This is a genomic window from Catalinimonas alkaloidigena (assembly GCF_900100765.1).
In the GTDB taxonomy this organism is placed as follows: Bacteria; Bacteroidota; Bacteroidia; order Cytophagales; family Flexibacteraceae; genus Mooreia; species Mooreia alkaloidigena.
This window is the reverse complement of sequence record NZ_FNFO01000005.1, coordinates 1-17183: the sequence shown is the minus strand read 5'-3', so window position 1 is coordinate 17183 and position 17183 is coordinate 1. Positions and strand designations below refer to the sequence as shown.

The 17183-nt window shown below is 53.9% G+C and carries 13 protein-coding genes, 3 tRNA genes and 1 pseudogene; 9 read left to right on the top strand and 8 right to left on the bottom strand.

The genetic code is table 11. The annotated features are described in order from the left end of the window. Nucleotides 1–2: 2 nt before the first annotated feature. The 6 genes from BLR44_RS13905 to BLR44_RS13880 form a co-directional block, all read right to left on the bottom strand. A complete protein-coding gene (locus BLR44_RS13905; protein ID WP_089682897.1) occupies nt 3–1592 on the bottom strand; it encodes an ATP-dependent DNA ligase in 1590 nt (529 codons plus the stop codon). 135 nt (nt 1593–1727) lie between these two features. Beyond that, complete coding sequence (locus tag BLR44_RS13900) at nt 1728–2414, bottom strand: dioxygenase family protein (RefSeq protein ID WP_089682895.1); 687 nt, start codon at nt 2412–2414, stop codon at nt 1728–1730. Between the two features lie 324 nt (nt 2415–2738). Continuing rightward, nucleotides 2739–3509 carry an EcsC family protein gene (locus BLR44_RS13895; protein ID WP_089682893.1) on the bottom strand — a complete coding sequence of 257 codons (771 nt, stop codon included), beginning with the start codon at nt 3507–3509 and terminating at the stop codon, nt 2739–2741. 166 nt (nt 3510–3675) lie between these two features. After that, the gene (locus BLR44_RS13890) at nt 3676–4347 is read right to left on the bottom strand and encodes an outer membrane beta-barrel protein (RefSeq protein WP_089682891.1); all 672 of its coding nucleotides are present in this window, start codon (nt 4345–4347) and stop codon (nt 3676–3678) included. Between the two features lie 169 nt (nt 4348–4516). After that, a protein-coding gene (prfB, locus tag BLR44_RS13885) for a peptide chain release factor 2 (RefSeq protein WP_143017287.1) occupies nt 4517–5606 on the bottom strand; the annotation gives its coding sequence in 2 pieces (ribosomal slippage) (nt 4517–5545 and nt 5547–5606; 1089 coding nt in all). Nucleotides 5607–5790: 184 nt separating this feature from the next. After that, complete coding sequence (locus BLR44_RS13880) at nt 5791–9273, bottom strand: choice-of-anchor tandem repeat GloVer-containing protein (RefSeq protein WP_089682888.1); 3483 nt, start codon at nt 9271–9273, stop codon at nt 5791–5793. A gap of 887 nt (nt 9274–10160) precedes the next feature. Here BLR44_RS13880 and BLR44_RS13875 point away from each other — a divergent pair. Then, entirely contained in the window at nt 10161–11744 is a 1584-nt protein-coding gene (locus BLR44_RS13875) for a hypothetical protein (RefSeq protein ID WP_089682885.1), read from the top strand. A gap of 2 nt (nt 11745–11746) precedes the next feature. Here the strand turns inward: BLR44_RS13875 and BLR44_RS13870 are convergent, their stop codons facing one another. Then, nucleotides 11747–12448 carry an SH3 domain-containing protein gene (locus BLR44_RS13870; RefSeq protein ID WP_176956042.1) on the bottom strand — a complete coding sequence of 234 codons (702 nt, stop codon included), beginning with the start codon at nt 12446–12448 and terminating at the stop codon, nt 11747–11749. A gap of 128 nt (nt 12449–12576) precedes the next feature. Between BLR44_RS13870 and BLR44_RS13865 the strand changes: the two genes are divergently transcribed. The 8 genes from BLR44_RS13865 (at nt 12577) to BLR44_RS13830 (ending at nt 17042) form a co-directional block, all read left to right on the top strand. Further along, nucleotides 12577–12649, top strand: a tRNA-Lys gene (locus BLR44_RS13865). A 56-nt stretch (nt 12650–12705) separates the two neighbouring features. Beyond that, a tRNA-Leu gene (locus tag BLR44_RS13860) sits at nt 12706–12789 on the top strand. Nucleotides 12790–12916: 127 nt separating this feature from the next. Next, a tRNA-Thr gene (locus BLR44_RS13855) sits at nt 12917–12989 on the top strand. 1093 nt (nt 12990–14082) lie between these two features. Then, nucleotides 14083–14361: a phage integrase N-terminal SAM-like domain-containing protein gene (locus BLR44_RS29385; protein WP_410493087.1), complete on the top strand. Its 279-nt coding sequence runs from the start codon at nt 14083–14085 to the stop codon at nt 14359–14361. Between the two features lie 45 nt (nt 14362–14406). Beyond that, nucleotides 14407–14919, top strand: coding sequence for a tyrosine-type recombinase/integrase (locus BLR44_RS29380; RefSeq protein ID WP_410493086.1), 513 nt, complete (start codon nt 14407–14409; stop codon nt 14917–14919). A 224-nt stretch (nt 14920–15143) separates the two neighbouring features. After that, nucleotides 15144–15641, top strand: a complete 498-nt coding sequence (locus BLR44_RS13840) for a hypothetical protein (protein WP_089682876.1) — start codon at nt 15144–15146, stop codon at nt 15639–15641. Nucleotides 15642–15755: 114 nt separating this feature from the next. Further along, on the top strand, nt 15756–16634 hold the full coding sequence (locus BLR44_RS13835) for a hypothetical protein (RefSeq protein WP_218127081.1): 879 nt from the start codon (nt 15756–15758) through the stop codon (nt 16632–16634). 6 nt (nt 16635–16640) lie between these two features. Continuing rightward, nucleotides 16641–17042, top strand: coding sequence for a hypothetical protein (locus tag BLR44_RS13830; protein ID WP_089682872.1), 402 nt, complete (start codon nt 16641–16643; stop codon nt 17040–17042). A 21-nt stretch (nt 17043–17063) separates the two neighbouring features. Here BLR44_RS13830 and BLR44_RS13825 read toward each other — a convergent pair. Further along, a pseudogene (locus BLR44_RS13825) lies at nt 17064–17183 on the bottom strand (integrase core domain-containing protein); the annotation flags it as partial.

The following is a 17183-nucleotide window of genomic DNA, read 5'->3' as shown; positions in this document are numbered from 1 at the left end:
CGCTAACTCCCGTACAATTGTAGCATTTCCTGCAGGGTTTCCAGCGTGTCGGCTTCTTCTTTGGGTTTGTCCTCGCGCCAGCGCAGGATGCGCGGAAAGCGGAGCGCCACGCCCGATTTGTGTCGTTTGGAAGCCTGAATTCCTTCGAAGGCCAGTTCAAAGACCAGCTTCGGTGTGACCGTCCGGACGGGACCGAACTTCTCCCGTGTGTTGCGTTTCACAAAGGCATCGACGCGGCGCATTTCGGCGTCGGTCAGGCCAGAATAGGCTTTGGTAAAGGGTACCAGATTGGGCCCATCCCACACGGCAAAGGTGTAGTCGGAATAGAGGTCGGCCCGGCGGCCGGTGCCGCGCTGCGCGTAGACCAGTACGCCGTCGATCGTCAGCGGTTCCACTTTCCATTTCCACCAGTCGCCCCGTTGCCGCCCCACGCGGTAGGGCGACTCCAGCCGTTTCAGCATCAGCCCTTCGGCCCCGAACTCGCGGGCGGTGCTGCGCAATTCACGGAGGGCCTCCCAACTGACCGAGGGCACTTTGGGTGACAGGTGGAGGATGGGCAGGTGTACATCTTCTACCAACCGCTCGAGCATCGCGCGACGTTCGTGTAGCGGTTGGGACCGCAGCGATTCGCCTTGCCACTCCAACAGATCGTAGGCGTAGATGACCACCGGTGCTTCTTTCAGCAGTTTGGGCGTGAGGGTTTTGCGGCCGATGCGCGTTTGCAGAATGCCAAAGGGCAGCGGCCGCCCGTCCCGGAAGGGCAACAGCTCGCCGTCGATGACCGTCCCTTCGGGCAGGTAATCGCCCAACGGGGCCAGCTCAGGGTATTTGTCGGTGACCAGTTCCTCCCCGCGCGACCAGATGTAGAGCGTGTCGTTGCGTTTGATCGTTTGCGACCGGATGCCGTCCCACTTCCATTCGGCCTGCCAGGCGTTCGGCTCGCCCAACGTTTCCGGCTCTTCGACCGGATGCGCGAGGAAAAAAGGGTAGGGCCGCGAATGATCTTCATCAGCATCTTCCTGCAAAATCAGTTGCTCGAACGAAGTTTCGCCGGGCTGCCAGTTGCCCATCAATCGGTGCGAGAGCGACGCCTTTTCCACCTCTGTGGCTTCGGCCAGCGCGCGTTCCATCAGGTTCCGCGAAATGCCGATCCGGAAATTGCCGGTGAGTAGTTTCGTGAATACCATCCGCTCGGCCGGGGTCTGTTCCCGCCAGGCCGATACCAGCGCTTCCTTGCGTTCCGGCTCGGGCATAGCCGACAGCGTCTGAAGCCAGTCGATCCATTCCGAAAGGCTGCGATCGCTCGTGCTGTCCGGGGGCGGCAACAGCAGCGCCACCGTCTCGGCCAGGTCGCCCACCACGTGGTACGATTCCTCAAAAAGCCAGAGCGGAATGTCGGCCGCTTCGGTGGCCCACTGGCGCAGTTGTGTGGTGTTGACTTGGCGGCGGGGGCGGCGGTGCGAAAACAGCGCGATGGTCCATATCTTGTCAGCGTCGTTGGCCGTCTGGAAGTACTCCTTCAGGATGGCGACTTTCTTGTTGGTTTTGTTGGTCTGGTCCAGCTGTTGGTAGAGCTGCGCGAACTGTTTCATGCGTCGGTTGGGTCGGTGTACCGTAGAAACGCGCGAAGGCCCCGAGAGGTTTGCTACAAAAGAGAAGGCACTGCCCTCCGAAGAAGACAGTACCTACCGTAAAACAAACGCACCACTACGTTCGCTTCTTTTGCTCTACACCACCAGGGTTTTTGTAAGGGTGTAACCATCCGTCACGTTGCCGGTCACGGCGTCGGCCATGTTGCCGTCCAGGCTGTCGGAGAAAATGCCGTCCTGCGTGTTCGACGTATCGGGCGCCCCGTTGTAGCCTTCAGAACTGTACACTTCCGTGTAGACGTCGACGGGAAACGCAATTTGCGACACCATGAGCGACCGCTCGTCCGCATCGAGCACTTCCACGTGAATGTGCGGTGCCCGCCCCCGGTACCAACCCGGAAAGATGCTGATGAACGACGCCTGACCGTTGGTATCGGTCGTTTGCCGGCCTCTCAAAAAGCTCACGTTGGTGTAACCGCTGTACTGTGAATAATTACCGTCCTTGTCGCAGTGCCAGACGTCGACTAAAACGCCTGCCAGCGGAGCACACGCGTTGCTTTGGTCCTGCACGGTAATCGTCATCAGCAGCGCCACGCCGGTGCGGTCGGCGACGATGTTTTCGCGCACCAGTTGCGCCGGCGTTTTAATGGGATAGGGTCCTTCCGTTTCGCGCGGCGACAAAGCACAGGCGTCCGTATCGGTGCCCGTGGGATTTTCCGGGTTGATGGTGTCTGCCTCTCGGGAACAGGCGGTGATGGCGGCCGGCAACGCCACAATGGCGCTCAACCCTGCCAGGCTATTTCTGATAAATTTCTTTCTGTCCATGGAATAAAACGATACGTGTTTGATGCTTTTTGAGAACTGACTTCACTCGGGCCCCCGCCTCTTTAGAGGAAGCATCGGCGATTTGTGAAACGTGTAAGGACACATGGAGCGCATCGCTTTTCACCGCTTTGAGCGTACCGTTTGAGAAGCGGACGTAGCGCAGGTCATGTGCGTACAACAGGATTTTTGTGAAGGCTCTGGTGCACTAACGCCGAAAAGGGAAGGATATGCGTGGGGGCAGGAGCGTGTCTAGACGCTTCGACCAATTGTCCCGACCAACCGGAGAAGTCTGCCGACCGTAGCCGGAACAGAAAAAAAGCGTGGTTACTTGAGCAGTGAAACGGCGGTGGGCGCGAGGGCGCGGCGCTCGTACCAGCGTAGGCGGTAGGCGTTCATGGCGGTGTTGCCCAATTTGGTCACCAGTCGGTAGTTGACAATCACCCCGACGGGCGCTCCGATGAAGGGGAGTAGCTGCGCAAACTTGGCGACGTCGAGGTAGTCGCGGTACTCCTGCTGAAACGTACGCCAGTCGTACTGGTGAATGTCGTCGGGCAGGGCCAGTTTCCGGGCTTCCCACTGAATCATCTGCTCGTAAACCGCCTGGCGTCGGTCGGCCGTACTGAAGGCCAGTTGCATGAGGTAAAGCAGATAGAGCCGCTCGCGGTAGTCGCTGACGTCGTAGCCGTACAACGCCGCAAGTTCGAACAGCATTTTGAGCTTGAGCCCCAGCAGCATCGGGAAATCGGCCAGTCCCAACAGGAATCCGCCCGCTCCGGTGATGCCGCCTTCGGCCGCGGCGGTTTTCCGGTAAAAGTCGATCCGTCGCTCAACCGCATGTTCGCGGCGTTCCAGAGTGGCCTGCCGGAGTGGCGCCGGATTGGTCAGTTCGGCTCCGAACAAAACCGCGCGGATCATCTGTTTCACGGCAGCCGTAATGGCGTCGGTCACGCGGTCTGGCATCAGGCCGTTGAGCTTGTCCTGCACTTTCTGCGCCACCTGATGCGTAAACGTGGGGCGTTCGTAGATGCGTTGTTGCCACGCTTGCATTTCCTGCAAGGCCTGGGCTTCGTACGAGGAGGGACGGGCAAAGTTCATACCTGGGGCATATTACGACGAAAGAACCTATGCTAAGTACGAAGCCGCCTGCCGAGATGATACGAAATTAGGACGAGGGGGAGATAGGGGGGATAGCCGGTGAGGGGCCACAAAAAAGCCCGGCGCAACTGCCGGGCTCAAAATGCTTGTGATTGGGTTCGACCGGTTAGCCACCGATGAAGAACGTAAGCCGGGCGTGGATGGCGCCGTTTTCGATGGTATTGTGCTGACGCGACTCCTCGTCGGCCACCAGGTTTTGCATGCCCAGCGAGTAACCCGTCTGGAGTTGCACGTGGTTGGAACGTACGCCGATCCCGAAGTTCATGCCGTAGTCAAAGCTGCGGAGATCGTAGTTGTCGCCGTCGCCGAACTGCAACGTTTCATCATCCGAAACCCGCATCTTCACGCCAAATAAATCGCTGGCGTAGTCGTACTTGTTTTTGCCGTACACCGCCAAGCTGGCGTAGGGGCCTGCAAAGAACTGAAACTGCGCCTCCGACAGCCCTACGCTCAACACGGCATTGACCGGCACCTCCAGGTACGAAACCTTGGTCCGCGAATAGCCCTCCACATCCTCATTCAGGGTATAGGCCGTGCCTTTGCCGCTGTACAGAAACTGCGGTTGCAACGAGAGCAGCGGCAGCAGTTTTACGTCGACTGCTACGCCGGCGGTCGGTTGAAGAAGCAGTTGCGTCTCCGGCGTCTCGCCTTCGTCGAAGTGCATGCGGTGGTGCGCCAGATTAACGCCGCCCGTCGGGCCGATCGAAAGTTGTGCAAAAGAAGAAGCCGAGGCCAGAAGGCTGATCCCGGTCGTTAACAGGAAATACTTGATTCTCATAACCGTCTTGATAACATTTTGCACTCGCAAGATAAGGCCTTCGGCTTTTCGAAGGTCGCGAGCGTACCTTTTCGGCGACAATTGCGTGAGAACCAGCGTCTAGATAAGAAAATACCCGGCAGATGGCGCGAGGCTCTGCCGGGTAAAAGGAATGATGATCGGGATGAGGTCAGACTTCCTGCCCCTGATCCAACAGAAACGCTTTAATGTATTCGTCGAGGTCGCCGTCGAGTACATTTTGCACGTCGGTCCGTTCCACCCCCGTTCTCAAATCTTTGATCAATTTATACGGATGCAGCACGTAGTTGCGGATCTGCGACCCGAAGTCGATGCGCTTTTTAGTGCCTTCGATCTTTGCTTTTTCTTCGTTGCGTCGCTCAATTTCCAGTTGGTAGAGCCGCGACTTCAACATTTTGAGCGCCTTGTCTTTGTTCTGCAACTGCGAGCGTTCCTGCTGACATTCGATGATGAGGCCCGACGGTTTGTGGCGCAGGCGCACGGCGGTTTCCACCTTGTTGACGTTCTGCCCACCGGCCCCGCCCGAGCGGAAGGTATCCCACTCGATGTCGGCCGGGTTGACGTCGATTTCTATGGAGTCGTCCACAACCGGATAGGCAAACACCGAGGCAAACGACGTGTGACGTCTTCCGCCCGAATCGAAGGGGGAAATGCGCACCAGCCGATGCACCCCGATTTCTGCTTTCAGGTAGCCGTAGGCAAACGGTCCGTCGATTTCGAGTGTGGCCGATTTGATGCCCGCCGTTTCGCCGGGCTGGTAGTTGACCTGCCGCACGGAGAAGTCGTGCTGTTCGCCCCACATGATGTACATGCGCAGCAAAATGTCGGCCCAGTCCTGACTTTCGGTGCCGCCTGCGCCCGGGTTAATCTCCAGGATGGCCGGCAGTTGGTCCTCTTCGCCAGAAAGCATCTTCTTGAATTCCAACTCTTCCAGCACCTTGATGGCCTTCGCGTATTCCCGGTCCATCTCGGCGTCTTCCACGTCGCCGGCCTCGTAAAATTCCCAGAGCGTTTCCACGTCGTCCATGGCCTGCTGCACTTCCGCGAAACTCTCGGTCCAGGCTTTCTTTTCCTTGATGGCTTTCATCACCGCTTCGGCGGCCTTCGGGTCATCCCAAAAGCCCGGCTCTGCGGTTTTGCGCTCTTCTTCTGCGATTTCTTCTACTTTCTGATCGTAGTCAAAGATACCCCCTTAAGGCCGAGGTGCGTGCCTTCAAGTCTTTCAACTGTTCGTTCGTCATGGTTTGATTTCTTTTCCACAAAGGTGGGCAATTTTTAAGAAACCGATTTTCTGTCCCCGGTGGGATGGAGCGGTGCGTGCCCGCGGTGGCTGGGTGCGGCCACGCTAGCGCTGCGGAGCGTCTACTAAAAAAACGAAACCCCCAGCGGAGTCGCCGGGAGTTTCGTCGTTGGGGCGCAATAGCGCTATTGTTTGATGGCACGCTGAAGCAGGACCTGCTGCGGCGTGGTGACTTTGATGAGGTAGAGACCGGCCGGCTGGGCCGAGAGGTCGATCTGCCAGCCGTTGCCCTGAGCACGCACCGGCACCTGCGGCAAGAGGCGTCCGTCCAGTGCCGTGACCTGCACCTGGGCCTGACTCAGATCCAGTTCCGCATCCGTGAGCGTGAAGCGTCCCTGGGTCGGGTTGGGGTAGACCTGCAAATGCGAAGTCAACTGAGCCGCTGCCGGGCTCAACCGGCGGGTGTTGTCGCAGTTGGTGGCCGCCTCGCCCAGCCCGGTGGGCATGGCCCCGGTGTTGGTGACGAAGACTTTGTCCAGTTGCGTGTAAGACTCGCGGAACTCCACATCCAGGGTGTTGCTACCCTGACTCAACGCACTGCCGCTGACGGGCAGGCTGACCCATTGGTAGTCCTGACCGACGGGCAGGTCCCAGCGTTCCCAGGCTCCGTCGTTGAGGCGTACCCAGAAGGAGTTGCGGCCGGAGCCGATGGCCCGCACGCGGGCCGAGATCGTGTAGGCATCGGCCTGCGGCGCGTCGATCACGAAGCGGACCCGGTCGGCGGTCTGCCCGGAGGGGCTGAAGTGGGAGGCCGTACTGTAGACGTACTGACCGTTGGCTGCCAGCGTGCTGGTGCTGGTGGTCCAGGCCGCGCCTACCTGAGCGCACTCCGCTTCCAGGTAAGTAGAGAAGTCAACGGTGCAGTTGGTGGCGTCGGGTCCCAGGCCGGTGGGCAGTGCGCCGTTGGTGAGCACCAGCTTGTCGAAGTTGGTGTTGAACTCGCGAATGCCCAGCTCCACCGTGTTGGTGCCCTGGCTCAGCGACTGACCGCTAAAAGGCAACTCGGCCCACTGGTAGTCCTGGCTAACGGGCAGGTCCCAGCGTTCCCAGGCGCCGCCGTTGAGGCGCACCCAGAAGGAGTTGCGGTTGCTGCTGATGGCGCGAACCCGGGCGGCAAGCGTGTAGGCACCGGCCTGAGGCACGTCGAGCGCAAAGCGAGCTACCTGGCTGTCGTCGGTAAGAGGGGCGAATGCAGAAGAAGCTCCGTAAACAAACTGTCCGTTGGCCGCCAGCGAACTGTTCGAGGTGGTCCAGGCCGATCCCAGTTGGGCACACTCCGCTTCGTAAGCGAGCGTAACTTCGGGGGCAGAAGCATCGTCGAGGAACAACACAGCCCCACGAGGCTGGCTACCGTCCAGGGCAGAAAAGTCATGCAGTTTGGTGAAGGTGGCACCATCGAGCGAGATCGAGAACAGCGTGCCGGCGTCGTGGCTGCCGCCGAAGCGGGTCAGGCCGTACAGCAACTGATCGGCCCCCAGGCTGAGGTTGCCTACCGGATGGGTACCGTTCGCCTCGGTGAAGTCGTACAGCTTCTGGAAGCCAGTGCCGTCCAGCTTGATGCGGAACACGGTGCCGTAACCGTTCGCGCCGCCTTCGCTGGTCAGGCCGTACAAGTAGCTGCCAGGACCTTCCACCAGGCGACCGAACGGTTCTAGGCCATCGGCGGTCGAAAAGTCATGCAGCACCTCGTAGCCGTCGGGGTTATCCCGCTTGACACGCATCAGCACATCATCTTCTGTGAACTGCCCAAACTCACCCACTTTGCTACGCGCTGTGTAATAGAGGTAGCCGTTGCTTGCTTCCAGGAGGCCGTTCATGTCCCAACCCGGCGAGCTGATGCCGTCCCCGATCGGATCGACCAGGCTGCCACTTGTATTCAGCCGGTAAACGAGACCGTAGTTGCCAAGAAACGACTGACCATAATAGCCGCCACCTCCTTCGGTGGTGTAGAGGAAGCCGTCGCTGCCCCGGATCACCCCCCAAAAGACTTCGTAACGGTTGTCGTCGTCGTCGGTGACTTCGGCCAGTGTGGTGTAACTGCTGCCATCCAGCGCAATCTGGTAGAGATAAGCCACGCCGCTTGTGGAGACGATACCGTTGGGAGCTACTTGGCCGTACTGATCGTCGACCGCGATGCCGTAGATGTACCCGTCCTGGCCGTCGACCAGCGTACCTACCGGGAAAATGCCGTCGTTAGGCGCATTTGTGTTGTTAAAGTCGTGCAGCTTTTCAACCGTGTGGTCTTGCAGAGAGTAGCGGAAAAACGTGCCGTACTGATACTGGCCTCCGTCGCGGCAGGTGCCATACAGATAATCGCCGATCTGGAGCAGGCTCTGGCCGTCGCTGTTTTTTCCCAGCGGTGCGCCTAATGACGCGATAACGTTGGCCGAGTAGGCAGTGCCCCCTTGCGATGACAGCTGATACAGTCCGGTTTCGGCACGGAATTGCGTTTCCGTCACGCCGTAGAACGAGCCATCGTTTCCGCGTACGAGACCGCCGAACGTATAAAAATCGGGTTGGGCGAGGGTGGTCAGGGCATCGTTGCTTTCCACGCGGAAGATGGTGCTGCGCCCTGCATCGTTCGAGTTGGGAACTGCTCCGTAGAGTAGCTGGTCACTGCCGACAACCAAAGCGGCGTGTGGGAAGAGCGCAAAGGTAGACGACCCGAAAAACTCAGGAGAAAGCACAGTGAAACCAGCGCCGTCGGGCATGATTTTGTACACCTGTGTGTACCGGTAGACTTCCGGGTAAGCGGCATCGTTTGTGTACCCCGCAATCCCGTAAAGGGCACCGTTTGCGGCTGCGGTAAGCGCTCCGGCCGGCACGTACTGCTCGTCGAACACGGCCAACGTTTCGAAGTTGCTGCCGCTCAACGTCATGCGGAACACACTCCCTTGCGAGGCACTGCCGTTTTGGGTGACACCGTACAAGAAGCCGTCGTGTTCCAGCAGCGCGAAATGCGGCTGGTAGCCGTCAGCGGAGCTGAAGTCGTGGAGTTTCTGAAAGCTGGTGCCGTCCGGCATAATGCGGAACAAGCTCCCTGCGCCTTCGATACCGCCGGAGCGTAGCCCTCCGTAGAAGTAGCCGTCGCTTCCGAGCAGCAAGGTCTGGCCTTCCAGACCTTCCGGCGCCGTAAAGGTACGGAGAACGGTCAGCGTCCCGTCCGGGCTGAGGCGGTAGAAGCTGGTGGTGGTCATTCCGTAGAGGTTGCCGTTGGGCCCCAGGGTCAGTCCCGACGTAGGCTGCCCTTCCTGCAACTGGAAGGAATGCAGCGCGACCGGCATGCTGCCCCCCTGAGGCATTACTTTGTAGGCAACGCCTAGTTCGTAAGCACCTCCTTCGGAAGAAACGCCGTAGAAAGCGCCATCGGTCCCCATCACGGGGCGATCGGTAGGTTGTGAACCAAAATCCGGGAATGTATACTCGACCTGGAAATCAGAGCCATCCGGGTCGCTGGAGAAGAGCGTGCCTGCTCCTGCGCCTCCCTCGGCGGTGGTGCCGTAGAGGCGGGTTTGGGCATACAAGAGGGTCGGGCTGAGGGTGCTGCCCAGCAGCATGCTCAGCCACAGGAGCGCAGCAGCGCGCCGTGGGTAGAGGTGATTGTACATGAGAGATTGGGTATGGTTGGAAAAAAATAAAAAAGCGACGGGAACTGCACACCGGGTTGTCCTCCGGGTCTGTGGTTGACAGATGCGAAAAAAATGGCGTGGCAGCAGAGGTGTTTCATAACAATCGAAGTCGAGCGGTTGACCTCACTGCTATCGCATGACCGTGCGGTGGCAGGGGTGGTTCGCTGGTACTGCGGTGTGGTGAGCACACCGTCGACAAAAGCCCTTCGTGAGAGGGTAACGCGAAGATATAGAATTGGTTACAAAGGAAGATTAAATTGTGTAAAAATAATATAGGGATAATTTAATAAGAGGAAGACCGGTATGCAAAAGGCAGCGCTGCGTAACCGGGAAGGGCATTTTTATCCAAATCAGAGGGGATAGGAACCTTAATTCCGGCACGTAACCAGGTGCGCTCTGCCGAAGGGTTTCTGTACCGGATCGGCCTGCCGGACCTCACACGACTCCCTAGCGACGGGAGCACTTCGGACGTTGCAGATCTCGTAAGCACAGCGTAAAAAAACAGGAGCGGATTACCAAACTGCTTTCGAAAAGGTATGCATGCATAAAAAGATTTGAAAAATGGCAGTCGGGTTTTGTGCCGCTGGGCCCTGTAGGTACCTTTGTAACAGAAAGTCAGATGGACTTTCAAATGTAGGTTGTTTGGACAGTCAACTTGTGGTGGGGTTGGCTGTCTTTTTTTTTGCCCTTTCCCGCTCCCCGTTGCCGTTGCGCCATTCTTTTTCCAAACCGGCAACCTATTTTGTTTTACGTAGGTTATTGTAGAACTTAAAGGAGCGTTGCGTGCCCCTGCCTCGTCAGGCGTCCACCACCCCCTTTGTCGGGGAACCCTGCGCGGCAACGCCCGACACCTACACACCTGAGCTATGAAGTATCTTTATTTTTTGCTGCCTGCGCTGCTGAGCACGGTTTCCCTCGCCCAGGAAATCGCGCAGAGCAACAGCATGGCCTATACCGACATCCCGGTCGTGCAGTCGTATCCCGATCGTCTGGAGTTCGATGTGGAAACCAACGCGTTGCGCGAACCCATCGTGGTGCCGCTGGGCGAAGCGGGGCTGCTGTACCTGCTGCAAACCACCCGACCGGTCGACCGCTTTTCGTATCGGTGGCTTTTTGTGAAGTGTGACACCACGCTGGGCGAACAGTGGCGGGGCGATTACATGATCACGGCCGATCAGTTTTACAAAACCTGGGCGCGCGACGGCGACAACCTGTACCTGCTTTTCGGAAAACAGGGCTCGTTCGATAACCTGTTGTATCAGATCAACCTGCAGGAAGGCAGTGTGGCGGTCTACAACATCTATTCTCTGCTGAAGGCCGATCTCGACCGGCTGGACGTTTCGGGCTACGACGCGCTGCTGACGGGCAACATCAACACGCGCCCGGTGGTGGTGCATTACGACCTCAACCTGCGGCGCTCGCGCGTGTTGTCCTCCATCTACGGCAACAATACCGAAGTCGACGCCATCTACTTCGATCCCTACACGCAGGACATCAACGTGCTGCTGGCCGTGTACCGGCGGCGGCGGTTCCGGCTGCACCTGAACGTCTACGAAACGGGGGGCGACCTGCTGCACACGGAAGAAATTGAGTCGTCCAAGGCACGCAATTTTTTGTCGGCACGCCTCACCACGCCCATGCCCGGGCGGCAGATGGCCATCGGGACCTACTCGGACCGGTCCCTGTACTTTCCGCAGGGCACCTTTGTGCTCAACTGGGCGCGGGGCGAACGCGAGGAGGTGGAGCTCAGCAAATTCACGGAGTTCGATAACTTCTTCAACCACCTGAAACCCCACCGCCAGGAGCGGATCAAGCGGCGCATTTTCCGGCGGCGCGAAAAAGGGAAGGAGTACCGGGTGCGGTACCGCTTTTTGCTGCACGATCTGGTACCGGTAGGCGACAAATACCTGTTTGTGGCCGAGGCCTATTATCCGCAGTATCGCTCGGAATCGTACCGGGGGAGCATCGGTCCGTCGGGGTATTCCTCGTATCGGGTGTTCGACGGATTTCGTTATACCCACACGTTTCTGTGCATGCTCGATGCGGACGGGAATCGCCTGTGGGACAACAGCCTCACCATGCCTTCGGTAGTGTCGTACGATCTGGTGGAAATGGCCGCCGTCTACACGCAGGGCGATACGGTAACGGCCGTGTTCAGTGACGAAGACCGCGAACTGATCGTCAATCGCCTGGTGAACGGGGAAAAGCTGGAAGAGCCCGCCGCCATCCATTACCCCATGGCCCACGAGGGCGACGAGGAATCCAAAACCAAAAGCTTGTATCTGTTTCCGTGGTACGGCAACCAGCTCATTGCCTGGGGCGAACAGCGCATCGTCAACAAAGACGCACCGCTGAGTGAGCTGAACCGGGGCGTCTTTTTCATCAGCAAGGTTAGCGCCGCGCCGTTGCCCGCGCAGGCGGAAGCCGACGCACCCAAGCGAAAACCTTAAGATCAGGCGGCGATGAGCCGCAGTTGGCTGCGGTGGATGTAGCCCGTCTGGCCGTTCCACTCCACTTCATACCAGACATCTTCCACACCTTTGACCGTGACCCGGTGGCCCCGGTCGATGACCTGTTCGACCGGCGACGCGGCCGACGGCGCCCCCATGAGGTAGATCTTCTCGCCACTGACGATGCCCTTGCGGTACGTGTCGCCGTAGTTGATGAGGTAAAACGCCGCCGTGAGGAAAATCAACAGAAACAGGGGATGGTAGATGGAACCCTCCTGGCGCTTTCGGTAGTACAGCGTGGCGGCCAGCATCGCCGCGGCGCCCACCAGCATGGCCGCCAGAAACCAGAGGCGGTACTGGTAGTACCAGGCCAGCATCCAGTCCAGTTCACTGAAACGATAGCCCTGAAGCTTGTTCTTCTCGGCAAGCGACTTCATCTTTTCAACCGTTTGCCGGTCGGGGTGGCGCAGGAAGTACACGTTCAGGTAATAGAGCGCTTCCGGGTAATTGCCGAGCCCCTCCTGGATAAACGACATCCGCAGCAGCATCTGCGGGGAGTAGACGTCATACTGCGTCCAGAGTTGGTCATATCGCTGAAACGCCCGCCGGTAGCGCGAAGCCGCAAACAGGGAGTCGCCCTCGTGCAGCAGTTGCAGGGCGGGCGTGGGGGGCGCGGCCTGCGAAATGCCGAGGGAAAAGAACAAACACAAGAAACACAATATTTTTCGGAGGCTGGGTTGCATGTAACGGGAGATAACTATACTTTTGCAACCGCAATTACGGGAAACACCCCGGAAAAAGCAACGGAAACACCGTTTCCATTTTAGTTTACGATTCCGTAGCTCAGCTGGTAGAGCAATACACTTTTAATGTATGGGTCCTGGGTTCGAGCCCCAGCGGGATCACAAAAGAAACAGTAAATAACGGAGAAAAGGCCGGGCTTTGCTGTTTTTTTATCGACGCCCAGGTGGTGAAATTGGTAGACACGCCATCTTGAGGGGGTGGTGCTCGTCAGGGCATGCTGGTTCGAGTCCAGTCCTGGGCACATTAAAAACATTCCGGGCAAACACGTTGCCCCGCAAGGTAGTAAGCCTCCTTAGCTCAGCTGCGGTTCGGTGCTCCGATAGAGCAACTGACTGTAGCGGCAAGAGAAAAGTAAAGTAAAGTATAAAGCCTCCTTAGCTCAGCTGGTAGAGCAACTGACTTGTAATCAGTAGGTCGCTGGTTCGATCCCGGCAGGGGGCTCCTGAAAATCAAGCACTTATGAGAAATCGTAAGTGCTTTTTTGTTTTTGGTGTAAGCAAAAGAGCAAACATCTCGACTTGCTTACACCAATATGCATTCTCCCATAGGTAGACTTTACACATGTTTAAAAAGGTTTTTCAAGGCATCGCGTCTCGGCGTATTGCTCTTAACTTTTCTCATCATGATACTAAACAGGGGTAAAAATTTAAGCGAGTAAAGAAATATAATAAATGTGAAAATATTTTTGCTTAATTGCACTTTATAGTTTCGTCTATCTCCCAAGTAGGCATGCTAAACGCACCTTTTGCATGCATGATCCGATCCGCGTTTCCCGTATCGTGTACCGGGTATCGCATACCGGCATCAGTCACGATTAGAGGTTTTTCTTCCTTATAATCCAAAGCTGATCGCTCGCATCAAAGCTATTTCCGGTGCCCAGTGGAATGCTCCCGGTCGGTGCTGGTGGTTACCCGATACGCCTGAAGTCCTACAACAACTACAGCGACTCCTGCCCTCGGCTGATTTTACCTGGTTGGTTGAAAAAACAAAGCCAGCGTTACCGCAGCTTCGTAAACAACTTCCTTCTACTCCCCTATACCTGATCAGCGGCGAGAGGTTCGCTTAGAAATAGTGGCTTCCAAGCTAGTACTTCATCTGCCAGCAGAGCTTACCGATATTGCGTTTGTAAAGGGACTTCAATGGTCACGGTGGAATGTCACTTCTTTCGTGTGGGAGATCACCCACGCTGAGGCGAATTTGAACCTATTACGACGCTACTTTCGGAACAAGACTTAACGAAATACAGCATCTGCCTTCACCAACCACGAAAGATGCTGCGCTGCCAAGGCTTATCCAGGTCCACCCCTTGGCTAGCAGGCGCTTACGACTGGTATTTCCGTTTGACGTAGGACTGATTACATTCGTTAAGCAGCTACCATATCCCAGATGGGATGCAGCCAACCGATTGTGGACCGTACCCGACACAGAAGTCATCAGAGAGCAGATCGCACGCTATGCGGAAGAAACGGATCGGGCACTACATTTTTTGCCTCTGAAAGAAAAGAGAGGTACACCATGTATTTCACCAGAACAGGTGCCTAATTACCGGACTTGCCCCAAAGAATACATTGAAAAGCTTCAGGTGCTGCGCTACAGTCTCAAGACGATCCGTACCTACAGTTACAGTAGCTTGTTCGAAGAGTTCATTAACTACTTTCACCACGAGGATTATCGAGCTCTCACCGAGAAAGATATTCTGGAGTTCATGCGCTACCTAGTGGAAGAACGACAAGTAGGTACCTCATACCAGAACCAAGCCGCGCCACGGTGGCCATCAATGCCATCAAGCGCTCCACGCCGGATTCTACTATGAAAAGGTGCTAGGGGACGTCGTAAGTTCTACCGCGTCGGCGGTCCGATTTACCGAACGCCCACACCGGGAGCGTACATTACCTATAGTATTGAAGGAGCACGAAATCCAGCCAATTCTGCGGATCACCAAGAACCTGAAGCACAGTGTATGCTCATGCTTACTTACTCAGCGGGTCTTCGAGTAGGAGAGTTGCTATACTTACCGTTGCGAGATTTGGACCGAGAGCGTATGCAGGTGCATACACGAGGGGCGAAAGGCAAGAAAGACCGAATAGGTATCCTATCTACCAAAACCTTACGATATTTGGAGGAGTACCTGATGTTATACCGTCTTAAAGTTTACTTGTTTGAAGGGCAGAATGGCGGCCAGTACTCCTTTCGAAGTGTCAGCAAGTTGCTGAAGGTAGCAGCACAAAGGGTCGGGATTCGGAAACCAATACGATGCATACGCTACGGCATTCATTTGCGACGCATTTGCTCGAGAAGGGCCGCGGCGGCGTACCGCACGGATCTTCGCTACATACAGGTGCTGTTAGGGCATGCGAACGGTCCGCCGTAGCGGCAGTAAACCACGGAGATATATACCCATGTGAGCACCAAAATGCTGAGTAGCATTCGCAGCCCGTTGGATGATATTGACCTCTAAACTATAATCATCAATGGTAAAAAGACTATATTCAAACTTTAATGAGCAACTTAGTATAACTATCGCTGGAAACAGAAGGGGTCGACTATAGCAGAAATAACGGCACCTTTTGGAAAAGGTGCGTCTATACATACGTTATGCTCAATGAAATAATGAATAAAGAAAAACATCTAACAAGCATAATAGGGTACCTGAATGATTTCTTTGGAGTTCTATCTGACGGATATAACCCAACGATAATATGGTTAAATATAGATTTAGAAAATAAACCTAACCCATCAGATTTATTCAAAGAACATTGGATAGGTGAAAATTCAATTGAAAATATATTAGAAACTAAAACTGAACTTAAAAATGATTTTGAATCACATCTGAATCACTATTTTGAATGGTCATTAGAGCATCTTAAGCTTGATAATAAAGCACCTGATATTTTCAAGTCTGAATATCATTTGGAAAACTTGAATGAACTAATTAACAAGGTGAAGTTGGAGATTTTTGAATACTTTGGTGAGAAAAAGTTAACCCTTATTGAATATACTATTGATGGTATTGATGGAAGCATAGTCAAGTATTTATTTATAGACTTTGAAGGTGGAAATGCTCATTTCGCCTTTGGGAATTATGTACATTAAAAAAAGAGCATAACACTATGTATGAAATCATAGCCCCGCAAAACCATCGCACAAACCCAAGCTACAGATTCATACATTAAACGTTAGGCATCATCAAAGACAAATAAAATGAACTTGTTGCATAGAATCCTAGGGACACAAAAACAGAAGAAGAAATTCAAAGAAATCAAAACCGAAGGATTTATTTATGCGACGTTAGTATTCTCACATGGTTGGAATGATCAAAGTGAACATTTGAATAACCGAGCATCAGTTATATTAGATATAGTACCAAATGAAAATGATATTGAATCAAAACTCAATTATTGGAACAAATTATATTACGATAATATAACTCGACATTTTTCAATTGGTGAAGAACAGCTGGATTCAATTTCGACAATTATTAATATAACAAAAGACAAGTTCAGAGAACTTTATAAGTATTGGCCAAAAGCATTAAGCGAGGAACAGTATGATCAAATATTTGATAGATTAAATTTAAAATTTGTACAATTTAAACCTCTCCAAGAACAACACAAGGGTAAATATGTGATCAAAGTCAATGAATCCTTCTGGAAAATTAAAACTCATAATAGTACATTACTTAACGACATAATGAATACTTATGAAGCAGAATTAAAAGACTTTGAATTAATACATAACACATATGAAAGTGCTATGAACTATGGTATAATTATCGTGGATAGATTATGCAATCAAAGAGACCCAAATAATCCCTACTATTATGAACAAAGGATAAAAGATCAGCTTAGAAAATTTAAAAATCTACCAATATTCAATTATAACATTATCGACAAAAAAGAAGAACTTGTCATTGGTGAATACAACAGGATAATAAAGGACAAGGAATTTGAACTTAAAATAATGAAAGAAACAATCGAGGTACTTAAGATTAAACCTTTTGAAATATTAAAAATAATGACGATGCCTAACAATGGCCAGCACACTGCCCAAGCCCCACATGCTAGCCGGACCGTTGTGCGCTACTAGAGTAAAATGACTTTAGACCAAGCAAAAGAGAAAGTACTTCAAGCTATTAAAGACAATCCAGTCTATAGTGGTGAACATCGAGTTGATGAAAATAGAATTATCGAAACCGATTTCGCTTGGTATATTCCATTCGTAAACGTTGACCTGGATAATCAACCATTACTTGCCGGGGCATACCAAGGATTTATTGTAGGTAGAATAAACGGAGACTTACATCAACCGGGCAGCGGATTTAGTCTTGATACGTGGATGATAGGTTTCAAATTGGGATTGCTCAACGGTCCTTACGACTTAATCATTACGAAAATCAATGACCTAAAGGCAACTAAGGATTTACTTAAAAAATTAGAACTTCAGTATTTCAATATGGTGGTCCCCAATGTTAGGACAGCGTTCGTTAGAATTTAAGTTGGTTCAAGCGGCTAGGTTGTAGATAGTTTCGGGCGTCTTATACCCAAGCGACTGATGCAGCCTTTCCTGATTGTAGAACTGAAAGTACTGCTTTAGCCCGAGGAGTAACTCCTTACAAGTTTCTGGTCGCTGTAAGTA

Bases quoted from the DNA above. Each gene is read 5' to 3' on its own strand.
- BLR44_RS13905 (WP_089682897.1), bottom strand. From the start codon at position 1,592: ATGAAACAGTTCGCGCAGCTCTACCAACAGCTGGACCAGACCAACAAA.
- BLR44_RS13900 (WP_089682895.1), bottom strand. From the start codon at position 2,414: ATGGACAGAAAGAAATTTATCAGAAATAGCCTGGCAGGGTTGAGCGCC.
- BLR44_RS13895 (WP_089682893.1), bottom strand. From the start codon at position 3,509: ATGAACTTTGCCCGTCCCTCCTCGTACGAAGCCCAGGCCTTGCAGGAA.
- BLR44_RS13890 (WP_089682891.1), bottom strand. From the start codon at position 4,347: ATGAGAATCAAGTATTTCCTGTTAACGACCGGGATCAGCCTTCTGGCC.
- BLR44_RS13880 (WP_089682888.1), bottom strand. From the start codon at position 9,273: ATGTACAATCACCTCTACCCACGGCGCGCTGCTGCGCTCCTGTGGCTG.
- BLR44_RS13875 (WP_089682885.1), top strand. From the start codon at position 10,161: ATGAAGTATCTTTATTTTTTGCTGCCTGCGCTGCTGAGCACGGTTTCC.
- BLR44_RS13840 (WP_089682876.1), top strand. From the start codon at position 15,144: ATGCTCAATGAAATAATGAATAAAGAAAAACATCTAACAAGCATAATA.
- BLR44_RS13830 (WP_089682872.1), top strand. From the start codon at position 16,641: ATGACTTTAGACCAAGCAAAAGAGAAAGTACTTCAAGCTATTAAAGAC.